This is a genomic window from Barnesiella intestinihominis YIT 11860 (assembly GCF_000296465.1).
GTDB classification, from domain to species: Bacteria; Bacteroidota; Bacteroidia; order Bacteroidales; family Barnesiellaceae; genus Barnesiella; species Barnesiella intestinihominis.
On record NZ_JH815204.1, the window covers coordinates 952,086 to 970,813 of the forward strand.

The following is an 18,728-nucleotide window of genomic DNA, read 5'->3' on the forward strand; positions in this document are numbered from 1 at the left end:
ATTCGTGAAGCAAAGATAGTGAAAGGTGAGCGCAGAGACAAACGGAAATCGCATTTCCGACTTGGCTATGCCGAACCGCATCCTATTTTCGCATACTGTGCAAAGATAATGAAAGGTGAACACAGAACAAAATTTATTTTAGTTCTGTTGAACAGCCGCCTATCTTATTTTATCGAACATAGGCAAGGTTGGACACAGCAAAAAGGCATACATCAACCACAACGCAAAAATGCCCCTATATTCGACCGTACCAAATACAGAGAAAAGACTCGTCCTCCTCTTCCCTCATTTGAGAGTCTCGTTGAGTCACCCCCTCCCCTATACTCGAAAAATCGAACATCAAGGAATAATATCCAAAAATTAGGAACTGTTTTGTCCTATTTTTTTTGAGTGGACGAGGGTTTTTCCTTAATTTTGCAACGAAAATAAATACGTTTTCTTTGTCTCGATTTTTCAGTCGGGAAAAAGAAAAACAGACATGCCACTAAAAAACAAGACACAATGGTCATTTTTTTCAAAACCTCCGTTCAAAACATTATTGCAGTTCAGGCCGATCACAGCTTTTCGGCAGATGAGACTAAAAAATTATCGTGGCTTTTCGACAATGCCGAGCTTCTCCCTGCTTCAACGTTGAAGGGCTGGTTTATCGGGCCCCGTAAAGAGATGATTACCCCGTGGAGCACCAATGCCGTAGAGATTACTCAAAACATGGGACTCACCGGTATCTCTCGCATCGAGGAATTTTTCCCTGTAACAGACGGTTCTGCCGAATTCGACAAAATGCTACAACGGTTGTACAACGGTATCGACGGTAAAATTTTCGACATCGACAAACAACCCGATCCCATTGTGTACATCGACGATCTTGCCGCATATAACGAACAGGAAGGTCTGGCCCTCAGCCCCGACGAAATAAACTATCTGAACGACCTAAGTAAAAAAATCGGACGGAAACTAACCGACAGCGAAGTTTTCGGATTCTCGCAAGTCAATTCCGAGCACTGCCGTCATAAAATTTTCAACGGTGTCTTCATCATCGACGGTCAAGAAAAAGAAAGTTCTCTTTTTAAATTGATAAAAAAGACCTCGGAATATAATCCCAATCGGTTGGTTTCGGCATACAAAGATAACGTGGCTTTCAATGCCGGACCTACCGTCGAGCAGTTCGCTCCGATAAATCCCCAACAACCCGACTTTTTCGAAATAAAAGATATCAAAACAGTCATCTCGTTAAAAGCCGAGACACACAATTTCCCCACGACCGTAGAGCCCTTCAACGGAGCTGCCACCGGTACGGGAGGTGAAATACGCGACCGACTCGGTGGCGGACGTGCCAGCCTACCTATTGCAGGAACGGCAGTTTATATGACGGCCTATCCCCGTACGGAAGAAGGACGGGAATGGGAAGAAGGTTCCATGCAACCTCGTCCGTGGCTTTATCAAACGCCCGAACAAATATTGATTAAGGCCTCTAACGGAGCTTCTGATTTCGGAAACAAATTCGGACAACCCCTCATCTGCGGCTCCCTGCTCACATTCGAGCACGCCGAGAACGGTAAAAAATTTGCTTTCGACAAAGTCATTATGCTCGCCGGCGGTGTAGGATTCGCCAACATGCGCGACGCACTTAAAGGCACGCCCGTAGCCGGGGAAAAAGTAGTGGTAATGGGTGGTGACAACTATCGTATCGGTATGGGTGGAGGAGCAGTCTCATCGGTAGAAACCGGACAATACGACAATGCCATTGAGCTGAACGCCGTACAACGAGCCAATCCTGAAATGCAAAAACGAGTATCCAACGTCATTCGGGCGATGTCCGAAGCCGAGGAAAATCCCATCGTCTCGATTCACGACCACGGAGCCGGAGGCCATTTGAACGCACTTTCCGAGTTGGTAGAAGAAACTGGCGGATTGATTCACATGGATCAACTGCCCGTCGGCGACCCCACCCTATCGGCCAAAGAAATCGTAGGTAACGAAAGTCAGGAACGTATGGGTATCGTCATTCGGGAAGAAGACATCGAGCACATTCGTCAAATCGCCGACCGTGAACGGGCTCCGTTCTATGTAGTTGGCGAAACCACAGGCGACCATCGCTTCGTATTCGAACAGACCGATGGTGTTAAGCCCATCGACTTGGCGATGGAAGACATGTTCGGGAAAGCTCCCCGTACCGTCATGACAGACAGAACAGTCGAAGAAACTTACGAAGACGTAACATACGATCAAACGCAACTCGACGAATACGTAGAACGAGTGCTCCAACTCGAAGCAGTCGCTTGTAAAGACTGGCTCACCAACAAAGTGGACCGTTCCGTTACCGGAAAAATTGCCCGCCAACAATGTCAGGGAGAGATACAACTCCCATTGAGCGACTGCGGAGTAGTTGCCCTCGACTATCGGGGACGCGCCGGTATCGCCACCTCTATCGGCCATGCGCCGCAAGCGGCATTGGTCGATCCCGCCGCAGGATCTATTCTCTCCATCGCCGAAGCCCTCACCAATATCGTTTGGGCTCCGCTCTCCGAAGGTTTAGACAGCGTTTCGCTTAGTGCCAACTGGATGTGGCCCTGTAAAAACGAAGGCGAAGACGCCCGCCTATATCGGGCAGTCGAAGCATGCAGCGATTTTGCCTGCTCGCTCGGAATCAATATCCCCACCGGAAAAGACAGTCTGTCCATGACTCAGAAATACGGAAAGGACAAAGTCTATTCGCCCGGTACGGTCATCATCTCGGCAGGAGCTGAAGTCTCGGATATACGCAAAGTCGTATCTCCCGTCCTCCGCACGGGAATCGACAGTACGGTCTACTACATCGATTTCTCGTTCGACAAGCTCAAATTAGGAGGATCGGCGTTCGCCCAATCGCTCGACAAAATAGGAAAAGAAGTTCCCACCGTACAAGACAGCGAATACTTTGCCAACGCGTTCAATGCCGTCCAAGAATTAATTAACAAAGAGTTGATTCTGGCAGGACACGATATCTCCGCCGGTGGTATGATAACCACGATGCTCGAAATGAATTTTGCCAATACCGAAGGCGGTTTGGAAGTTTCGTTGGACGAAATCCCCGAAAAAGACCTTGTTAAGATATTGTTCAGCGAAAACCCGGGTATCTTGATTCAAGTAGAAAAAACCGACGAAGTCGAAAAGATATTGAAAAAAGCCGGCGTAGCGTTTATTCGTCTGGCTCGCCCCTGCGACGAACGCCATCTGCTCATACACAAAGACGGAGCCGATTATCAATTCTTCATCGATCATTTGCGCGACGTATGGTTCGAGTCGTCCTATCTGCTCGACTGCAAACAAAGCGGAGAAAAAGCAGCCAAAGACCGCTTCCTCAACTACAAGGAACAACCGCTGCAATTCCATTTCCCCGATTCGTTCACGGGAACGCTCGCCCAATACGGTATCTCGGCCGATCGTCGCACACGATCCGGTGTGAAAGCAGCCATCATTCGTGAGAAGGGTGTTAATGGAGATAGAGAAATGGCCTATTCGCTCTATTTGGCGGGATTCGATGTGAAAGACGTGCACATGACCGACCTCATCAGTGGCCGCGAAACGCTCGACGATATCAACATGATTGTATACTGCGGTGGATTCTCAAATTCCGATGTACTCGGTTCGGCAAAAGGCTGGGCAGGAGGATTCCTTTGGAACGAAAAAGCCAAAGCTGCACTCGACCGTTTCTACAACCGCCCCGACACCCTGAGTCTCGGTATTTGCAACGGCTGCCAGCTCATGGTAGAATTGGGACTGCTCACCCCCGACCACGAACAAAAGCCCAAAATGCGACACAACGATTCGCACAAATTCGAATCTCAGTTCATCGGATTGACAATTCCCGAAAACAACTCTGTCATGTTCGGCTCGTTATCGGGTTCGAAACTCGGTATATGGGTTGCCCACGGAGAAGGTAAATTCGAGTTGCCTTACGACAAAGAAAGATACAATATCGTAGCCCAATACACCTACGATGCTTATCCGGCAAATCCCAACGGATCGCCTTACGGTATAGCCGGTATCACGTCGGCCGACGGCCGCCATTTGGCCATGATGCCCCACCTCGAACGAGCCATATTCCCCTGGCAGTGCGGACATTATCCTGCCGACAGAAAAACCGACGAGATTACCCCGTGGATCGAGGCTTTTGTCAATGCCCGCAAATGGGTTGAACACCACACCAAATAAAAAGTATATTCCGCAGGGCGGGAGGGAAACAATGTCCCTCTCGCTCTGTTCGTTTAATCAAATAATAATCAACACGACAACATTACATTATGGGAGGATTTTTTGGTACCATAAAAAAAGAATCTTGCGTTACCGACCTTTTTTATGGCGTAGATTACAACTCGCACTTAGGTACGAAACGTGCCGGTATCGTGACGTATGAAAATGGCGTTTTCAAACGGGCGATCCACAATATAGAAAACTCCTACTTCCGCTCGAAATTCGAAGCCGAACTGCCCGAATTCTCTGGTAATTCGGGAATCGGTGTCATCAGCGATACCGATGCACAACCCATCATCATCAGTTGCCATTTGGGAAAATTCGCCATCGTTACCGTCGCCAAAATAAACAACGTAGAAGAACTCGAAAAAGAACTACTGGCGAGCGGAAACCATTTCAGCGAACACAGTAACAATATCATCAACCAATCCGAATTGGTTTCGATGATTATCAGTCAAGGAAAAGACTATGTCGACGGCATCCGCTTGGTACAGGAAAAAATCAAAGGGTCTTGTTCCATGCTTTTACTCACCGAGCAAGGCATTATCGCCGCTCGCGACAAATACGGTCGTTCGCCTATCCTCGTCGGACGGGGAGATAACGGCTACGCCGTATCGTCCGAAACATGCAGCTTCCCGAACCTCGGATACGAACTCTGTTACGACATACGTCCCGGAGAAATCGTCCGGTTGACAGCCGATGGTTATGAATCGCTCAACCAGCCCGGTAAAAAAATGCAGATATGCTCCTTCCTATGGGTATATTACGGATATCCCGCCTGCGAATACGAAGGGAAGAATGTCGAAGAGATGCGCTTTCACACTGGCTTCGAAATGGGTAAAAAAGACGACATCGAAGCCGATTTCGTCTCCGGCATCCCCGATTCCGGTGTAGGCATGGCTCTCGGATATGCCGTAGGTAAACAAATTCCCTACCGGAGAGGTATCGTCAAATATACCCCCACTTGGCCTCGCAGCTTCACCCCTTCCAATCAAGCCATGCGCGAGCTGGTAGCCAAAATGAAACTCATACCCAACAAAAGCATGCTCGACGGAAAACGGGTCGTATTCTGCGACGACTCCATCGTCCGCGGTACGCAACTGAGAGACAATGTATCCGATCTCTACCGCTATGGAGCCAAAGAAGTTCACATGCGCATCAGTTGTCCCCCTCTCCTGTACCCGTGTAAGTTTCTTAACTTCACGGCCTCCAAAAGCGAAATGGAGCTTATTACCCGTCGCACCATCGCCGAGATAGAGGGTAACCCCGATAAAAATGTCGCAGCTTATGCACGCACCGGGTCGCCCCAATACAATTGTATGGTAAACTGCATTTGTAAAAAGCTGAACATTACCTCATTAAAATTCAACCCGTTAGAAACACTAGTCGAATCGATCGGGCTTCCTAAGGAATGTATCTGCACGCACTGTTTCGACGGCAGCAGCTACGAATAAGCCCGTCAGAACCGAATAAAACCCCGGCTCGTTATGCCGTCCGATCATCTGTTCTCGCCGGGCGGCATAACGGTTTTTTCGCCTAAAAGATTGAAAATAACAATCATTTTTGTAATTTTGCGAGTCAATGAATCGACACAGAATATACGAATATTTATAAATCATAAATCTCACATTAAATTATGAGTCTTAAAATCGTAGTATTGGCAAAACAAGTGCCCGATACCAGAAATGTGGGGAAGGATGCCATGAAAGAGGACGGAACGATCAACCGTGCCGCCTTGCCTGCTATCTTCAACCCCGAAGATTTGAACGCCTTGGAACAGGCTCTGCAACTGAAAGAACAAAACCCGGGATCGACGATTACCCTGCTTACGATGGGTCCTCCTCGTGCCGCCGAAATTATTCGGGAAGGTTTATTCCGTGGAGCGGACGGAGGTATCGTATTGACCGACCGTGCCTTTGCCGGAGCCGACACATTGGCTACGTCTTACGCACTATCGTGTGCCGTACGCAAAATCAAAGATTATGATATTATCTTGGGAGGTCGTCAAGCCATCGATGGCGACACGGCTCAGGTAGGCCCTCAAATCGCCGAAAAATTGGGAATCCCCCAAGTCACCTATGCCGAGCAAATTCTGAGCATAGAAAACGGGAAAGCCACCGTGAAACGTCGTCTCGAACGCGGGATAGAAACCGTCGTAGTTCCCCTGCCCGCAGTCATCACGGTCAACGGTTCGGCCGATGAATGCCGTCCTCGCAACGCGAAGCTCATACAACGTTACAAATACGCCAAGACACCGAGCGAAAAACAAGGACTGAGCGAAGAATGCTTGAAACTCTATGAACAGCGTCCGGCCCTCAACCTTTACGAATGGAGTGTAAACGATGTCGATGCCGACCTCGATCAAGTAGGTCTTGCCGGTTCTCCCACCAAAGTAAAAGCCGTACAAAACGTTGTATTCCAAGCAAAGGAAAGCAAACGACTCACGGCTGCCGACAACGAAATCGAAGACCTTGTCAAAGAATTGATCGCCAACCACACGATTGGTTAATGCCCGTGTACTATGAACTAAAAAACTAACGATTATGAACAATCTGATTGTATATTGCGAAATAGAAGACGGCATCATCGCCGATGTGAGCCTCGAACTGCTCACAAAAGGTCGCTCGCTGGCCAATCAACTGAATTGTAAACTCGAAGCACTGGTGATCGGTAGCAACCTCGACGGTGTGGAAAAACAAGTATTCCCCTATGGAGTCGATACCGTCTATACCGTAGACGATCCTCGCCTCTACCCCTACACCTCGTTGCCACATACCTCGGTATTGGTAAATTTATTCAAAGAACAGAAACCTCAGGTTTGCCTGATGGGAGCCACCAGTATCGGTCGCGACCTCGGTCCGCGGGTTTCCTCTTCGCTGCACAGCGGACTCACGGCCGACTGCACCGCGTTGGAAATAGGTCCCCACGAGGACAAAAAGAACAATAAGACATACGAAAATCTGTTGTATCAGATTCGTCCCGCTTTCGGAGGCAACATCGTAGCGACGATCGTTAACCCCGAATGCCGTCCTCAAATGGCGACGGTTCGCGAAGGCGTGATGAAAAAAGAAATTTACGATCCCGCTTACAAAGGAGAAGTTGTTAAACTGGATCCGAAAAAATACGTTTCCGACACCGACTTTGTGGTAGAAGTCATCGATCGCCAGATGGAAAAATCCAAAGCCAACGTCAAAGGCGCATCCATCATCGTAGCCGGCGGTTACGGTATGGGATCGAAAGAAAACTTCGACATGCTGTTCGACTTGGCGGCTACATTGGGAGCCGAGGTAGGAGCTTCCCGCGCTGCGGTCGACGCCGGATACATCGAGCACGAACGTCAAATCGGACAAACCGGTGTCACGGTTCGCCCCAAGCTCTATATCGCCTGCGGTATCTCTGGACAGATACAACACATCGCCGGTATGCAAGACAGCTCCATCATCATCTCTATCAACAGCGATCCTAACGCACCTATCAATACGATAGCCGACTATGTGATCACGGGTACGGTCGAAGAAGTAATTCCGAAGCTGATCAAATATTATAAGAAAAACTCCAAATAAAACATATTTTCGATTCTGTCGATAAGACAAAGTCTTGTGACAAATCAAAGATAGAGAGTTAAATTATAATACAATAAATAATACAGAACAATGGCTAATTTTTATTTAGATAACAGTGATCTCAAACATCACTTGAACCACCCGCTCATGAAGAAGCTGGTGGCTTTACGGGAACGGAATTACTCCGATGCCAAAAAATACGACTATGCGCCCTTCAATTTCGAAGACGCCATGGATAGTTATGAAAAAGTGCTCGAAATAGCAGGCGAGATAAGCGGCGAAATCGTTGCAGCCAATGCCGAAGACGTAGACCACGAAGGTCCGCACGTTGTCGACGGACATGTCGTATATGCCAAAGGCACGCAAAAAAACCTCGACGCTCTGGTAAAAGCCGGATTGATGGGTATCTCTATCCCCCGTCGCTACAACGGGCTCAACTTCTCGTTGGTTCCCTACATCATGGCTGCCGACATGGTAAGCCGCGCCGATGCCGGATTCGTAAACATCTGGGGATTGCAAGACTGCGCCGAAACCATTTACGAATTTGCCAATGAAGAACAAAAGCAAAAATACCTGCCGCGCGTTTGTGCCGGCGAAACTATGGCGATGGACCTCACCGAACCCGATGCCGGTTCCGACTTGCAAGCCGTCATGCTCAAAGCCACATACAGCGAGGCCGACGGCTGCTGGTATCTCAACGGAGTGAAACGGTTCATCACCAACGGTGACGGACACATTGCACTCGTGCTGGCCCGTTCCGAAGAAGGAACCAAAGACGGACGCGGACTCTCCATGTTCATCTACGACCGCAACGACGGCGGTGTAACCGTTCGCCGTATCGAAAACAAAATGGGTATCAAAGGGTCTCCCACCTGCGAATTGGTGTTCAAAAATGCCAAAGCCGAACTCTGCGGAAGCCGCAAATTGGGTCTTATCAAATACGTCATGGCATTGATGAACGGAGCCCGTCTTGGTATCGCCGCACAATCTGTCGGCGTTTCCGAAGCGGCATACCGTGAAGCCATTGCCTATGCACGCGACCGCAAACAATTCGGGCAAGCCATCATCGAGTTCCCCGCCGTTTTCGAAATGATCTCTTTGATGAAAGCCAAACTCGACGCTTCACGCTCGCTGCTTTACGAAACGACACGATTCGTAGACATGTACAAAGCATACGAAGACATTGCCAAAGAACGCTCGCTCGAACCCGAAGAACGTGCCGAAATGAAAGCCTACCAAAAACTGGCCGACGCATTCACCCCTATGGCGAAAGGCATGTCCAGCGAATTCTGCAATCAAAACGCCTATGACTGCGTGCAAGTACACGGAGGGTCCGGTTTCATGAAAGACTACGCTTGCGAACGCATCTACCGCGATGCCCGCATCACTTCTATCTACGAAGGAACCACCCAGTTGCAAGTCGTGGCAGCTATTCGCCACGTCACCACCGGCACATATCTGCATCAGATCGAAGCATACGAAGCTGCTGAAATCGCGCCCGAACTGGAACCTCTGCGCGACCGCCTCAAAGCTATGAAAGCCGCCTACGTAAAAGCTGTCGAAACCGTCACTGCAACGAAAGACAACGAATACATCGACTTCCAAGCACGCCGCATGGTCGAAATGGCCGGCCATGTCATCATGGGCCACCTCCTGCTCAACGATGCCACTCGTAACGAATCGTTCCGGCAGTCGGCCGAAGTATACATTAACTTCGGCGAAGCAGAAGTTGCCAAACACGCCGCGTTTATCGAACGCTTCAATCCCGAAATGATAGCCGCTTATCGCAAATAAACGCAACATTTCATATCATTCGAGGAAGTATCCCATTTATCTGGGATACCTCCTTTTTTATATCGGAAATAAAGCCAAACGAAAATTCAGTATGATTCCACTTCTTCCCTGCCGTGCCCCGCTGCATTGCGGGGTGTGGCTCATAAAATCGGAGCAGAAGCGAAAGGGAAATACATCTCACCCTCCTCCCCTGTGTCCCGCAGCATGGCGGGGTGTTTTTGCGCAGCAAAATATAGGGGAGAGCCGAGGAGCATGGCGATGAGGAGAGGTCTTAAAAAGACCCTCAGTAGAGATAATAGAGGTAACCCTCCTCTCCCTCTGTGTTCCTGAAAGGAATATAGGGGGAGTGCCCGAAGGGCGAGGGGGTTAAAAAGACTAGCAAAAGCACGAGCAAAATCCCCGCCTTTATCGGTCGGTGAAGTCGTAAGAAAGACGGAGGAAAAAGGGCGAGGACTGTCCGAGCGAAGCGAGTTCCGCAGACCCCGACGGCGACCGTAGCGACGAACCCAAAAGCCCGATAACAGCGGCGGCGCTTCTTGGTTCGTTCTTCTCGCTGTTGAGAAGAATGAACAAATAAAGTGAATTAGTGTAACAAGGACTTTCTTTGGCAGAGAAAGAAAGTCCTTTGTAGCACAATCCTCCCCCTGCCGATAGAGAAAGTGTCCGAAAGACGGAGGGGTTGCAAGAATAACAAAAAGGAATAAAGATATAGTATCCTAATCTACTGAATTAGTCGTTCCCTTTTCACCACTATCTTTGAATACCTTCGACAACCAGCGCTCTTGAACAGTCTCCATCAATTCATAAAAATTAGGAACAAACAACGTACCCAATACCGTATTCATCGCCATACCGAACACGACAGCCGTACCCAAAGCTATACGACTTTCGGCTCCCGCACCTGTCGCGAACATCAGCGGAAGAACCCCGAAGATAAAAGCGAACGAAGTCATCAAGATAGGTCGCAGGCGTAACCTCCCCGCCTCCATCGCCGATTGCCGGATAGACTCGCCCTGCTTGCGGTAATCCATGGCAAACTCGATAATGAGGATAGCATTTTTGGCCGACAAAGCGATAAGCAAAATCAACCCTATCTGACTGTAAATACTGATAGACAAACTCATGACAATACACCCCAGCACCGTCCCCAATATGGCAGTGGGCAAACTCAGTATCACGGCTATCGGGTTAGTCCAACTTTCGTACTGGGCAGCCAGCACCAGAATCACGATCAATATCGCAAGTCCGAAGATAAGCCCTACCGTAGAACCGCTCTGACTCTCTTGATAAGCCTCCCCCGTCCAACTATATCCGAAATTCGTACCCAGTGTATTCCGGACCAATCGCTCCATAGCCGCCATACCCTCCGACGAACTTATCCCCGGAGCCGGTATCGCCGTGAGTGCAGCCGATGAATACATATTGTACCGGCTTACTAAATTCAGTCCCATCGTCTCCTCGACCTGTGTAAACGAAGAAAACGGAACCATGTTACCGTCCCGGTTTCGCACGCTCAGTTTCATCACATCGTCGATATGAGCCCTCGCTCCGGCCTGAGCGCCCAACTTCACCTGATAGATACGGCCGAACTCCACGAAATCATTCACATAAGCCGATCCCATATAATACGACAAAGCCGAGAAAACACTGCTGAGAGTAAGCCCCTGCATCTCCACCTTATCGCGATCTATATTCAATGCATATTGCGGGGTATTCCCTTGAAACATCGAGTTTATCTGCATCAAGGCCGGCTCGCTACCGATATTACCGATCAAAGCATTCGCTGCGGATTCCAATTCGCCCGCCCCCAAATTGCTACGATCTTCGAGTTGCATTTCGAGACCGCCCGAAACACCCAGTCCGCTGATAGCCGGCGGATTGACGGCAAACACGATAGCCTCTTGCAAAACAGATGCATCCCGGTTCAGCCGCTCCACCACATTAAACACGCTATGTTCTTTCCCCTTCCGGTCGTCCCAGGGTTTCAGCACCACGAAAAACGTTGCCGAATTGGACGAACTTCCACCCTGTAACGCCGAAAAGCCCACGATATTCAAGGCATTTTCCACTTCGGGGTACGACTGTATAATTCGATTCAAATCATCGCAAACCTTGCGGGTCCGTTCCATCGATGCGGCATTGGGCAACTGCACCGACACGATAAAATAACCTTGATCTTCCTGTGGAATAAACGAAGTCGGCCACTTGGCAAATCCATAGAAAGCAACCAAAGCCAACACGATAAAAGCCGACAACGACACCAAAGGTTTACGCAACATCGAGCCGATAACTTTCACATATCCGTTCAAAGTCGCTCCATATCCCTTATTAAACCACTTGTACAAGAAAAACGAAGGTTCGCGGGTCGGTTGGAGAAACAATGCGCACAAAGCCGGAGTAAACGTCAGCGAATTGAACCCGCTGAATACGGTAGCGACAGCGATCGTCAAAGCGAATTGTTTATACAGTTCTCCTGTGATACCACCGATAAAAGCTGTCGGGATAAACACGGCCAATAACACCAATACCACGCCGATAACCGGACTCGTAATCTCCTCCATAGCCTTCTCGACCGCCTCCTTGCGACTATACTTTCCCGTATCGATAAGCCGGGTCGAATTTTCGACCACTACGATCGCATCGTCCACCACGATAGCTATCGCCAAAACAAGGCCGAAAAGAGTAAGCGTATTGATAGAAAATCCCATCAACTTCATCACGGCAAATGTTGCGATAAGCGAAACCGGTATGGTCAGAGAAGGAATAATCATCGCCCTGAAATTTTGTAAGAAAATAAGAATGACCAGCATCACGATAAGAGAGGTCTCCACAAACGTAACCAATACCTCATCGATAGATGCACTCACGAATTGAGTCGTATCGAGCACCACCTTATATCGCACATCGTTCGGGAAATAACGGCTCAAATCCATCATCTTCGCTTTCACGGCTTTCGCCACATCGAGAGAATTAGACCCCGGCAACTGATAAATGGCGATAGCCGCCGTTTCCTTACCGTTAATAGTCGATGTCGTATGGTAAGTCGCACTTCCCAAATCTATGGTAGCGATGTCGCGCAACCTCAGATATTCCCCGCCGGGCAACGACTTGATGATGATCCGTCCGAACTCCTCCGGCGTAGAAAGGCGGCCTTTCGAAACCAATGTAAACTGGAAAGCCTCGTCCGTATCCGTAGGAGGTTGTCCCACACTACCGGCCGACACCTCCATATTTTGTGCCTGAATAGCCGAATAGACATCGGCCGGCGTAAGGCTCCGTATACGCATCAACTCCGGGTCGAGCCAGATACGCATGCTGTAATTATCGGCGCCGAACACCGTCACACCGCCTACTCCCGGCAAACGGGACAACTCGTCGGTAATGTTCAACTTGGCATAATTCGACAGATATAAACTGTTATACAATGGGTTATCCGATTCCAACGCCAAGAACATGACGATGTTGGTAGACTGCTTCTTCGTGATAATTCCCTGTTGTATGACAGCCTCCGGTAAATTTCCCTGCGCTATGTTCACCCGGTTCTGTACCAACACGGTCGCCATATCTATATCGGTTCCCACCTCGAAAGTAACGGTCAGCGTATATTGCCCCGACGACGAAGACGATGAACTCATATAAATCATTCCGTCCACACCGTTCACCTGCTCCTCGATAGGTACACCTACCGTTTTCGCCACCGTCTCGGCACTCGCCCCGGGATATACAGCGGTCACCTGTACCGTAGGAGGTGTTATATCGGGAAACTGGGCGACCGGGAGCGTATAGATGGTAACCAATCCCACCAGCACCATAACAATGGCGATGACCGTAGCGAAAATAGGCCTGTTAATAAAAAATTTCGAAATCATACCCATTCATTTTTAGGAACCATTAATTCTTTTCCAAAACCGGACGAACCGGCATGCCCGCTCTCACTTTCAACAAAGCCTTTGTAACATAACGATCGGTAGGTGAAATCCCCTTGTCGATCACTCTCAAAGTATCGTTAACCAACTGTCCCGTCTCCACAGGGCGATATTCCACCACATTAGAATCGCTCACCACATACATATACTTGCCAAGTTGGTCTGTGGCAATAGAAGCCTCCCTCACCAATATCGCATGCTCGCGGCTACCATACGGCAACCGGATAGAAATATACAAACCACTCTTCAACTCGCCGGCAGGATTATCCACCTCGGCCCGTATCGAAAGCGTTCCCGTCGACAAGTCCACATTCGGCGACAAATAATCGAGTCTGCCGTAATAACTGCGGCTGGTAGGCTCCTGAAAAAGAATCTCCACACGGTCGCTCGGTACGGAATGTTTACCTTTGCTCTGGTTCAGCAACATTTTCAAATATTGATTATCCTCGATATTGAAATAGGCATACATTTTCTTATCCTGATAAATAGTCGCCAACTTCGTCGATTGCAAAGACCCGCTGATATAATTACCCACATCGTACAAATTGCGTGATATCCGGCCCTCGAACGGGGCTTTCACATAACAATACCCCAACTGTATGCGAGCCGTCGACAACGCAGCCTCGGCATTCCGAACAGAGGCCCTACTTTGTTCCAATTTCGACTCCGCCTGTATCAAATCGATCGTACTGATGGCATCGCTTTGCGCCGCCTCTTTCATTCGGGTGTAATTATTCTCTGCATAATCATACTGTGCCTGAGCCGTTTTCAACGCTGCCTCGGCCTGTTCCACGGCATCCTCGTATTGCGAAGGTTCGATAACGAAAAGCAACTGTCCCTTCTTTACGATCTCACCCGGCGTATAGGCCACCTGTTGCAGATATCCGTTTACACGAGCCACCAGATCGACGGTTTGTAACGAAGTAAGGTAACCCGGATAACTCTTTATCAAAACCACCGAATCGACCGCCGGATAAGCCACCGATATTTCGGGCAGCCGAACATCGCCACTTTGCTTCTCCCCCTTTTTCGATTGGCAGGAAAAAAGCGAAAACAATACAGCCACAGCCACTATCGGCATATAAGAAAACAAACGTCTCATAAAATATGAATTTTAATTTTAGGGTTGACTCGAATCTATCCAACCGCCACCCAGCGATTGATATAAAAGAATAAGCGCATTGATGGCGTTTCCCTGCGCCGACACATAAGAATTTTGATACGAAAGCAATGAGCGCTGCGCATCGAGTACATTTTGGAACCCCGACAAGCCTCGCTTATACAAGTCGAGCGAGAGCGACAACGTCTTTTCACCCTCGGCCACCAGCTCTTTCAACATCGAAATTTGTTTGACGATATGCGTATAACTGTTCATGGCATTCTCCACCTCTTGGACAGCCGTCAACACGGTTTGGTTATACTGCTCTATGCCGCTATCGAGCTGAGCCCTCGCCGATGCCAAAGCCTGTATGCGCTGTGTCCCTTGAAACAAAGGCCACGAGACCGTAGGAGCCAACTGATAGGTCACACTCCTCTTATTGAAAAAATGGTCCATATCTCTGGAAGCGAATCCGATACTGCCGTTCAAATACAATTTCGGCATAAAATCAGACTTGGCTGCACCCACCGAAGCCGCATACGATGCTACCGTCCGTTCGGCCTGCCTCACATCAGGACGGCGGCGGAGCAAATTCATGGGAATACCTATACCCACTAACCTCTGATAATCGGGCAACGGCTTTGTCGTCCGAAGCATCGGACGCAACTCATCGGGATACTTCCCCAACAAAATAGCGATAATATTGATCTGTTTCTCTATACCCGCTTCAAGAGACGGCAAAGAAGCCTTTGTATTGAAATAAACCGTCTTGGCTTGCGAAACGTCGAGTTGCGACGCCAATCCGGTCTCGTACCTCACCTCCGTAATATGCAGGATACTCCGTTGCGATTGGATATTGCTCTCGGCCACGATATACTGTTGCTGATACGTGCGCAATGTCATATAAGCAGTCGCCACTTGGGCACACAGAGACACCATCGTCCCGTTATATTCGTCCCGGGAAGCACGGAACAACTCTTTCTTCGCTTTGGCCCTCTGACGTATCGAACCGAACAAATCGATTTCCCAACTCACCGACAAATCACCCGAAGCATATTGGGAATAAGTGTTATCGGCAGCCTCTCGCCCCAGATAACCGCTATTACGGGTCTTCGTCCAACCGGCCGAAAAATTCACCGACGGATAGAAACCACTCTGTTCCATACGCCAAGCCGCTCTGGCCATACGTATGCGATCAGCGGCCGCCAACAAATTATGGTTACTGTCCACCGCCTCTTGAATCAACGTGTCGAGACAAGCATCGTTAAATTCGCTCCACCATAAATCCTCAGGAGGCAACTGCTGCGAAAACAATGTATCGGGAGTCCACGCCTTCGGTATGTCGTCAGACAAATAACGAGTAGCCGGTTGCTGGGCATAAACAGCCCCTCCGCAAAGGAGAATCAATACCGACGCAACAAGCCGACTTCGAATAAAAAAAACTTTACACATAACGTTAAACAGCTTCTTAATTGATTTATATCGTTCAATCGAAATAAATTTTCGAGACAACGCCTTTTTCGATAATAAATTATAACGGTCGTAATTCGAAATAGTTTACAAAAATCCAAACTCCTGCCTCCTTCCGCCTTTATCGAACCTCTCCCACCTGTAAGAGAAAGCGGAAAACGCTTATCGAGTCACACCATAGAAAATCGACCTCCTCAAAGATTCAGTTCCGAATTTTCCTTCCTACGAAACAATTCGCTATCTTTATCAAAAAAATCGAATGATGACAAATGATAAATACACCCGTTTGGTAAAACTTCAAAAAGCATTCTTCAACGAACACATCACACGAGAAATTCCATTCCGGCTATGTGCTCTCGACCGCTTGGCCGAAGCTCTCGTTAGTCGGGAAAAACAACTCGGTGAAGCCCTGCATGCCGACTTGGGAAAATCTGCATTCGAAAGCTATGCCACCGAAATCGGATTCCTACTTCACGAAATACGGACGACAAAAAATCACTTGCAAAGCTGGGCTCGCGACCGACATCGTCCCACCCCCCTCTTTCTTTTCGGCTCGAAAAGTCGCATTCACTACGAGCCATACGGTTGTACACTCATCATTGCCCCGTGGAATTACCCGCTACAATTAGCTTTATCCCCCCTTATCGGAGCCATAGCGGCCGGTAACTGTGCCATCGTCAAACCATCGGGCGAAGCACCCCGTACGGCAGCCGCTCTGCAAGAACTTATCGACGAATGTTTCGAGGAAGAGTACATCGCCGTTACCGATGCCGATCGGGAAACCACCGAGCTACTCCTGCAAGAACGATTCGATTACATCTTCTACACAGGAAGTGTCGAATACGGGCGTCACGTCATGCAAGCCGCATCTCGCCACCTCACCCCCGTCACACTCGAACTGGGAGGAAAAAGTCCCTGTATCGTCGATGACGATGCCGATTTGAAAGCCGCCGCACGCCGCATCGTATGGGGCAAGTTCCTCAACTGCGGACAAACCTGCGTAGCCCCCGACTACCTCATGGTACATCGCAAAGTCCAAGACAAACTCACAGAACATATTCGTGACGAAATCACCCGTCAATACGGCGAAAATCCACAACAAAGCCCCGATTATCCCCGTATCGTCAATGCTCGGCATTTCGACCGCCTGTCGGCGCTCCTCTCGCACGGCACGATGCTTTGCGGAGGCACAAACGATCCCTCCGACCGATACATGGCCCCCACGCTGCTCACCGACATACCCCCGCAATCCCCCCTGCTCACCGACGAAATCTTCGGCCCCATACTCCCCGTACTCCCGTTCGACGACATCGACGACTGTGTCGAATACGTCAACGACAGGGAAAAACCCCTCGCCCTCTACTACTTTACCCGCAGCAAAAAACGGGCACGCTACATGATACAACACACCACATCGGGCGGAGCCTGTATCAACGACACCATCGTACAAACCGCCAACGGAAACCTCCCCTTCGGAGGAATCGGGAACAGCGGAATGGGAGCCTACCACGGCCGCGAAAGTTTCGAGACATTCAGTCATTGCCGCAGCATCGTCAACTCCTCTCTGCACCTCTATCCCAATTTCAAATTCCCGCCATATGCCGACAAACTCAAATGGCTTAAACGATTGATGAAATAATTAACCACATTAAAATTCTACTATTCAAATTAATAATCGTATAAATCTCCTATGATTAATAACGAATACCTCTATCATTTTACATCATCGGAAAACTTAATCCGTATTTTAGAAACCATGAGTTTAAAATTATCCGATTTTAAAAAACTTAACGATTTAAACGAAAATAATATACCACACTACTATTTCATCAACGGACGAAGATTAGCCCAAACGAAGAATTATATAAAGAACCACTGTAAGATACTTTGCTTTTCTCAAGACTACTTGTATAAACATCGACTTCTCAGCGGAATCAACCATCCTCGCATGTGGGCTCAATATGCTCAAAATAGCACCGGAGCTTGTATTATTATAAATGAAAATCTTTTCCTAAAACAAAACGAAAATATCCTAAAAACGACATTCTATAAAATAGAAAATATCGAATATACAGACAAGCTATACAATATATCAAAGCCTAATCCTATATACAGTTCCCCGGAAGAACTTCTAAAATGTCACTACAAAGACATTTTTTATAAAAAACATATTGATTGGGAACAAGAACACGAACGAAGACTTTTTATTTTAAATATACCTGAAATACAATTTTTATCAATAAAAAATTGTATTTTGTACATTTGCTTAGGATCTAATTTTAATAAGTACGATAAATTACGTGAAACAATTCATAAACTCGAATCAAAGTGTTTTAACCAAGACAATCATCTCCTATTTTTGAGTCAATATAATATGGACGGAAATATTTCCGAAGGTCCTTTGGTGAATCAACTAAAATATTCTAATTCAAAAAAAAATGAATAGAGGGCCACTTCTAAACTCCTCCCTTGTCGTGCTCCGCAGCATTGCGGGGTGTGGCTCATAAAATCGGAGCAGAAGCGAAAGAGAAATACATCTCAACCTCTCCCCCTGTGTTCCTACAAGGAATATAGGGGGAGTGCCCATAGGGCGAAGGGGTTAGAATACAAGCAAGATCCCCCGATTCCGCCTTTATCGGGCGG

Annotated in this window: 10 protein-coding genes; 7 read left to right on the forward strand and 3 right to left on the reverse strand. The window is 48.3% G+C overall.

The genetic code is table 11. From position 1 onward, the window contains the following. Positions 1–429 precede the first annotated feature (429 nt). The 5 genes from purL to HMPREF9448_RS08750 all read left to right on the forward strand — a co-directional run bounded on the left by purL (position 430) and on the right by HMPREF9448_RS08750 (position 9,590). Positions 430–4,194, forward strand: coding sequence for a phosphoribosylformylglycinamidine synthase (gene purL, locus HMPREF9448_RS08730; RefSeq protein ID WP_083855857.1), 3,765 nt, complete (start codon positions 430–432; stop codon positions 4,192–4,194). Positions 4,195–4,283: 89 nt separating this feature from the next. After that, complete coding sequence (locus HMPREF9448_RS08735; RefSeq protein WP_008862242.1) at positions 4,284–5,687, forward strand: amidophosphoribosyltransferase; 1,404 nt, start codon at positions 4,284–4,286, stop codon at positions 5,685–5,687. A gap of 182 nt (positions 5,688–5,869) precedes the next feature. Then, positions 5,870–6,742 carry an electron transfer flavoprotein subunit beta/FixA family protein gene (locus tag HMPREF9448_RS08740; RefSeq protein ID WP_008862244.1) on the forward strand — a complete coding sequence of 291 codons (873 nt, stop codon included), beginning with the start codon at positions 5,870–5,872 and terminating at the stop codon, positions 6,740–6,742. 34 nt (positions 6,743–6,776) lie between these two features. Further along, complete coding sequence (locus HMPREF9448_RS08745) at positions 6,777–7,796, forward strand: electron transfer flavoprotein subunit alpha/FixB family protein (protein ID WP_008862245.1); 1,020 nt, start codon at positions 6,777–6,779, stop codon at positions 7,794–7,796. A 90-nt stretch (positions 7,797–7,886) separates the two neighbouring features. Continuing rightward, positions 7,887–9,590, forward strand: coding sequence for an acyl-CoA dehydrogenase family protein (locus tag HMPREF9448_RS08750; RefSeq protein WP_008862246.1), 1,704 nt, complete (start codon positions 7,887–7,889; stop codon positions 9,588–9,590). 716 nt (positions 9,591–10,306) lie between these two features. Here the strand turns inward: HMPREF9448_RS08750 and HMPREF9448_RS08755 are convergent. From HMPREF9448_RS08755 to HMPREF9448_RS08765, 3 genes are read right to left on the reverse strand one after another with little or no spacing between them, the layout of a single operon-like run. Beyond that, positions 10,307–13,459, reverse strand: a complete 3,153-nt coding sequence (locus HMPREF9448_RS08755; protein WP_008862247.1) for an efflux RND transporter permease subunit — start codon at positions 13,457–13,459, stop codon at positions 10,307–10,309. A gap of 22 nt (positions 13,460–13,481) precedes the next feature. Further along, a complete protein-coding gene (locus HMPREF9448_RS08760) occupies positions 13,482–14,618 on the reverse strand; it encodes an efflux RND transporter periplasmic adaptor subunit (protein ID WP_008862248.1) in 1,137 nt (378 codons plus the stop codon). Between the two features lie 18 nt (positions 14,619–14,636). Next, positions 14,637–16,067 (reverse strand): efflux transporter outer membrane subunit, encoded by a 1,431-nt coding sequence (locus HMPREF9448_RS08765; protein WP_008862249.1) that lies wholly within the window; start codon positions 16,065–16,067, stop codon positions 14,637–14,639. A gap of 277 nt (positions 16,068–16,344) precedes the next feature. On the opposite strand from HMPREF9448_RS08765, the gene HMPREF9448_RS08770 reads away from it, so the two are divergent. Continuing rightward, positions 16,345–17,724, forward strand: coding sequence for an aldehyde dehydrogenase (locus tag HMPREF9448_RS08770; protein WP_008862250.1), 1,380 nt, complete (start codon positions 16,345–16,347; stop codon positions 17,722–17,724). A gap of 51 nt (positions 17,725–17,775) precedes the next feature. After that, complete coding sequence (locus HMPREF9448_RS08775; RefSeq protein ID WP_008862251.1) at positions 17,776–18,531, forward strand: DUF2971 domain-containing protein; 756 nt, start codon at positions 17,776–17,778, stop codon at positions 18,529–18,531. The last annotated feature ends 197 nt before the right edge of the window (positions 18,532–18,728 follow it).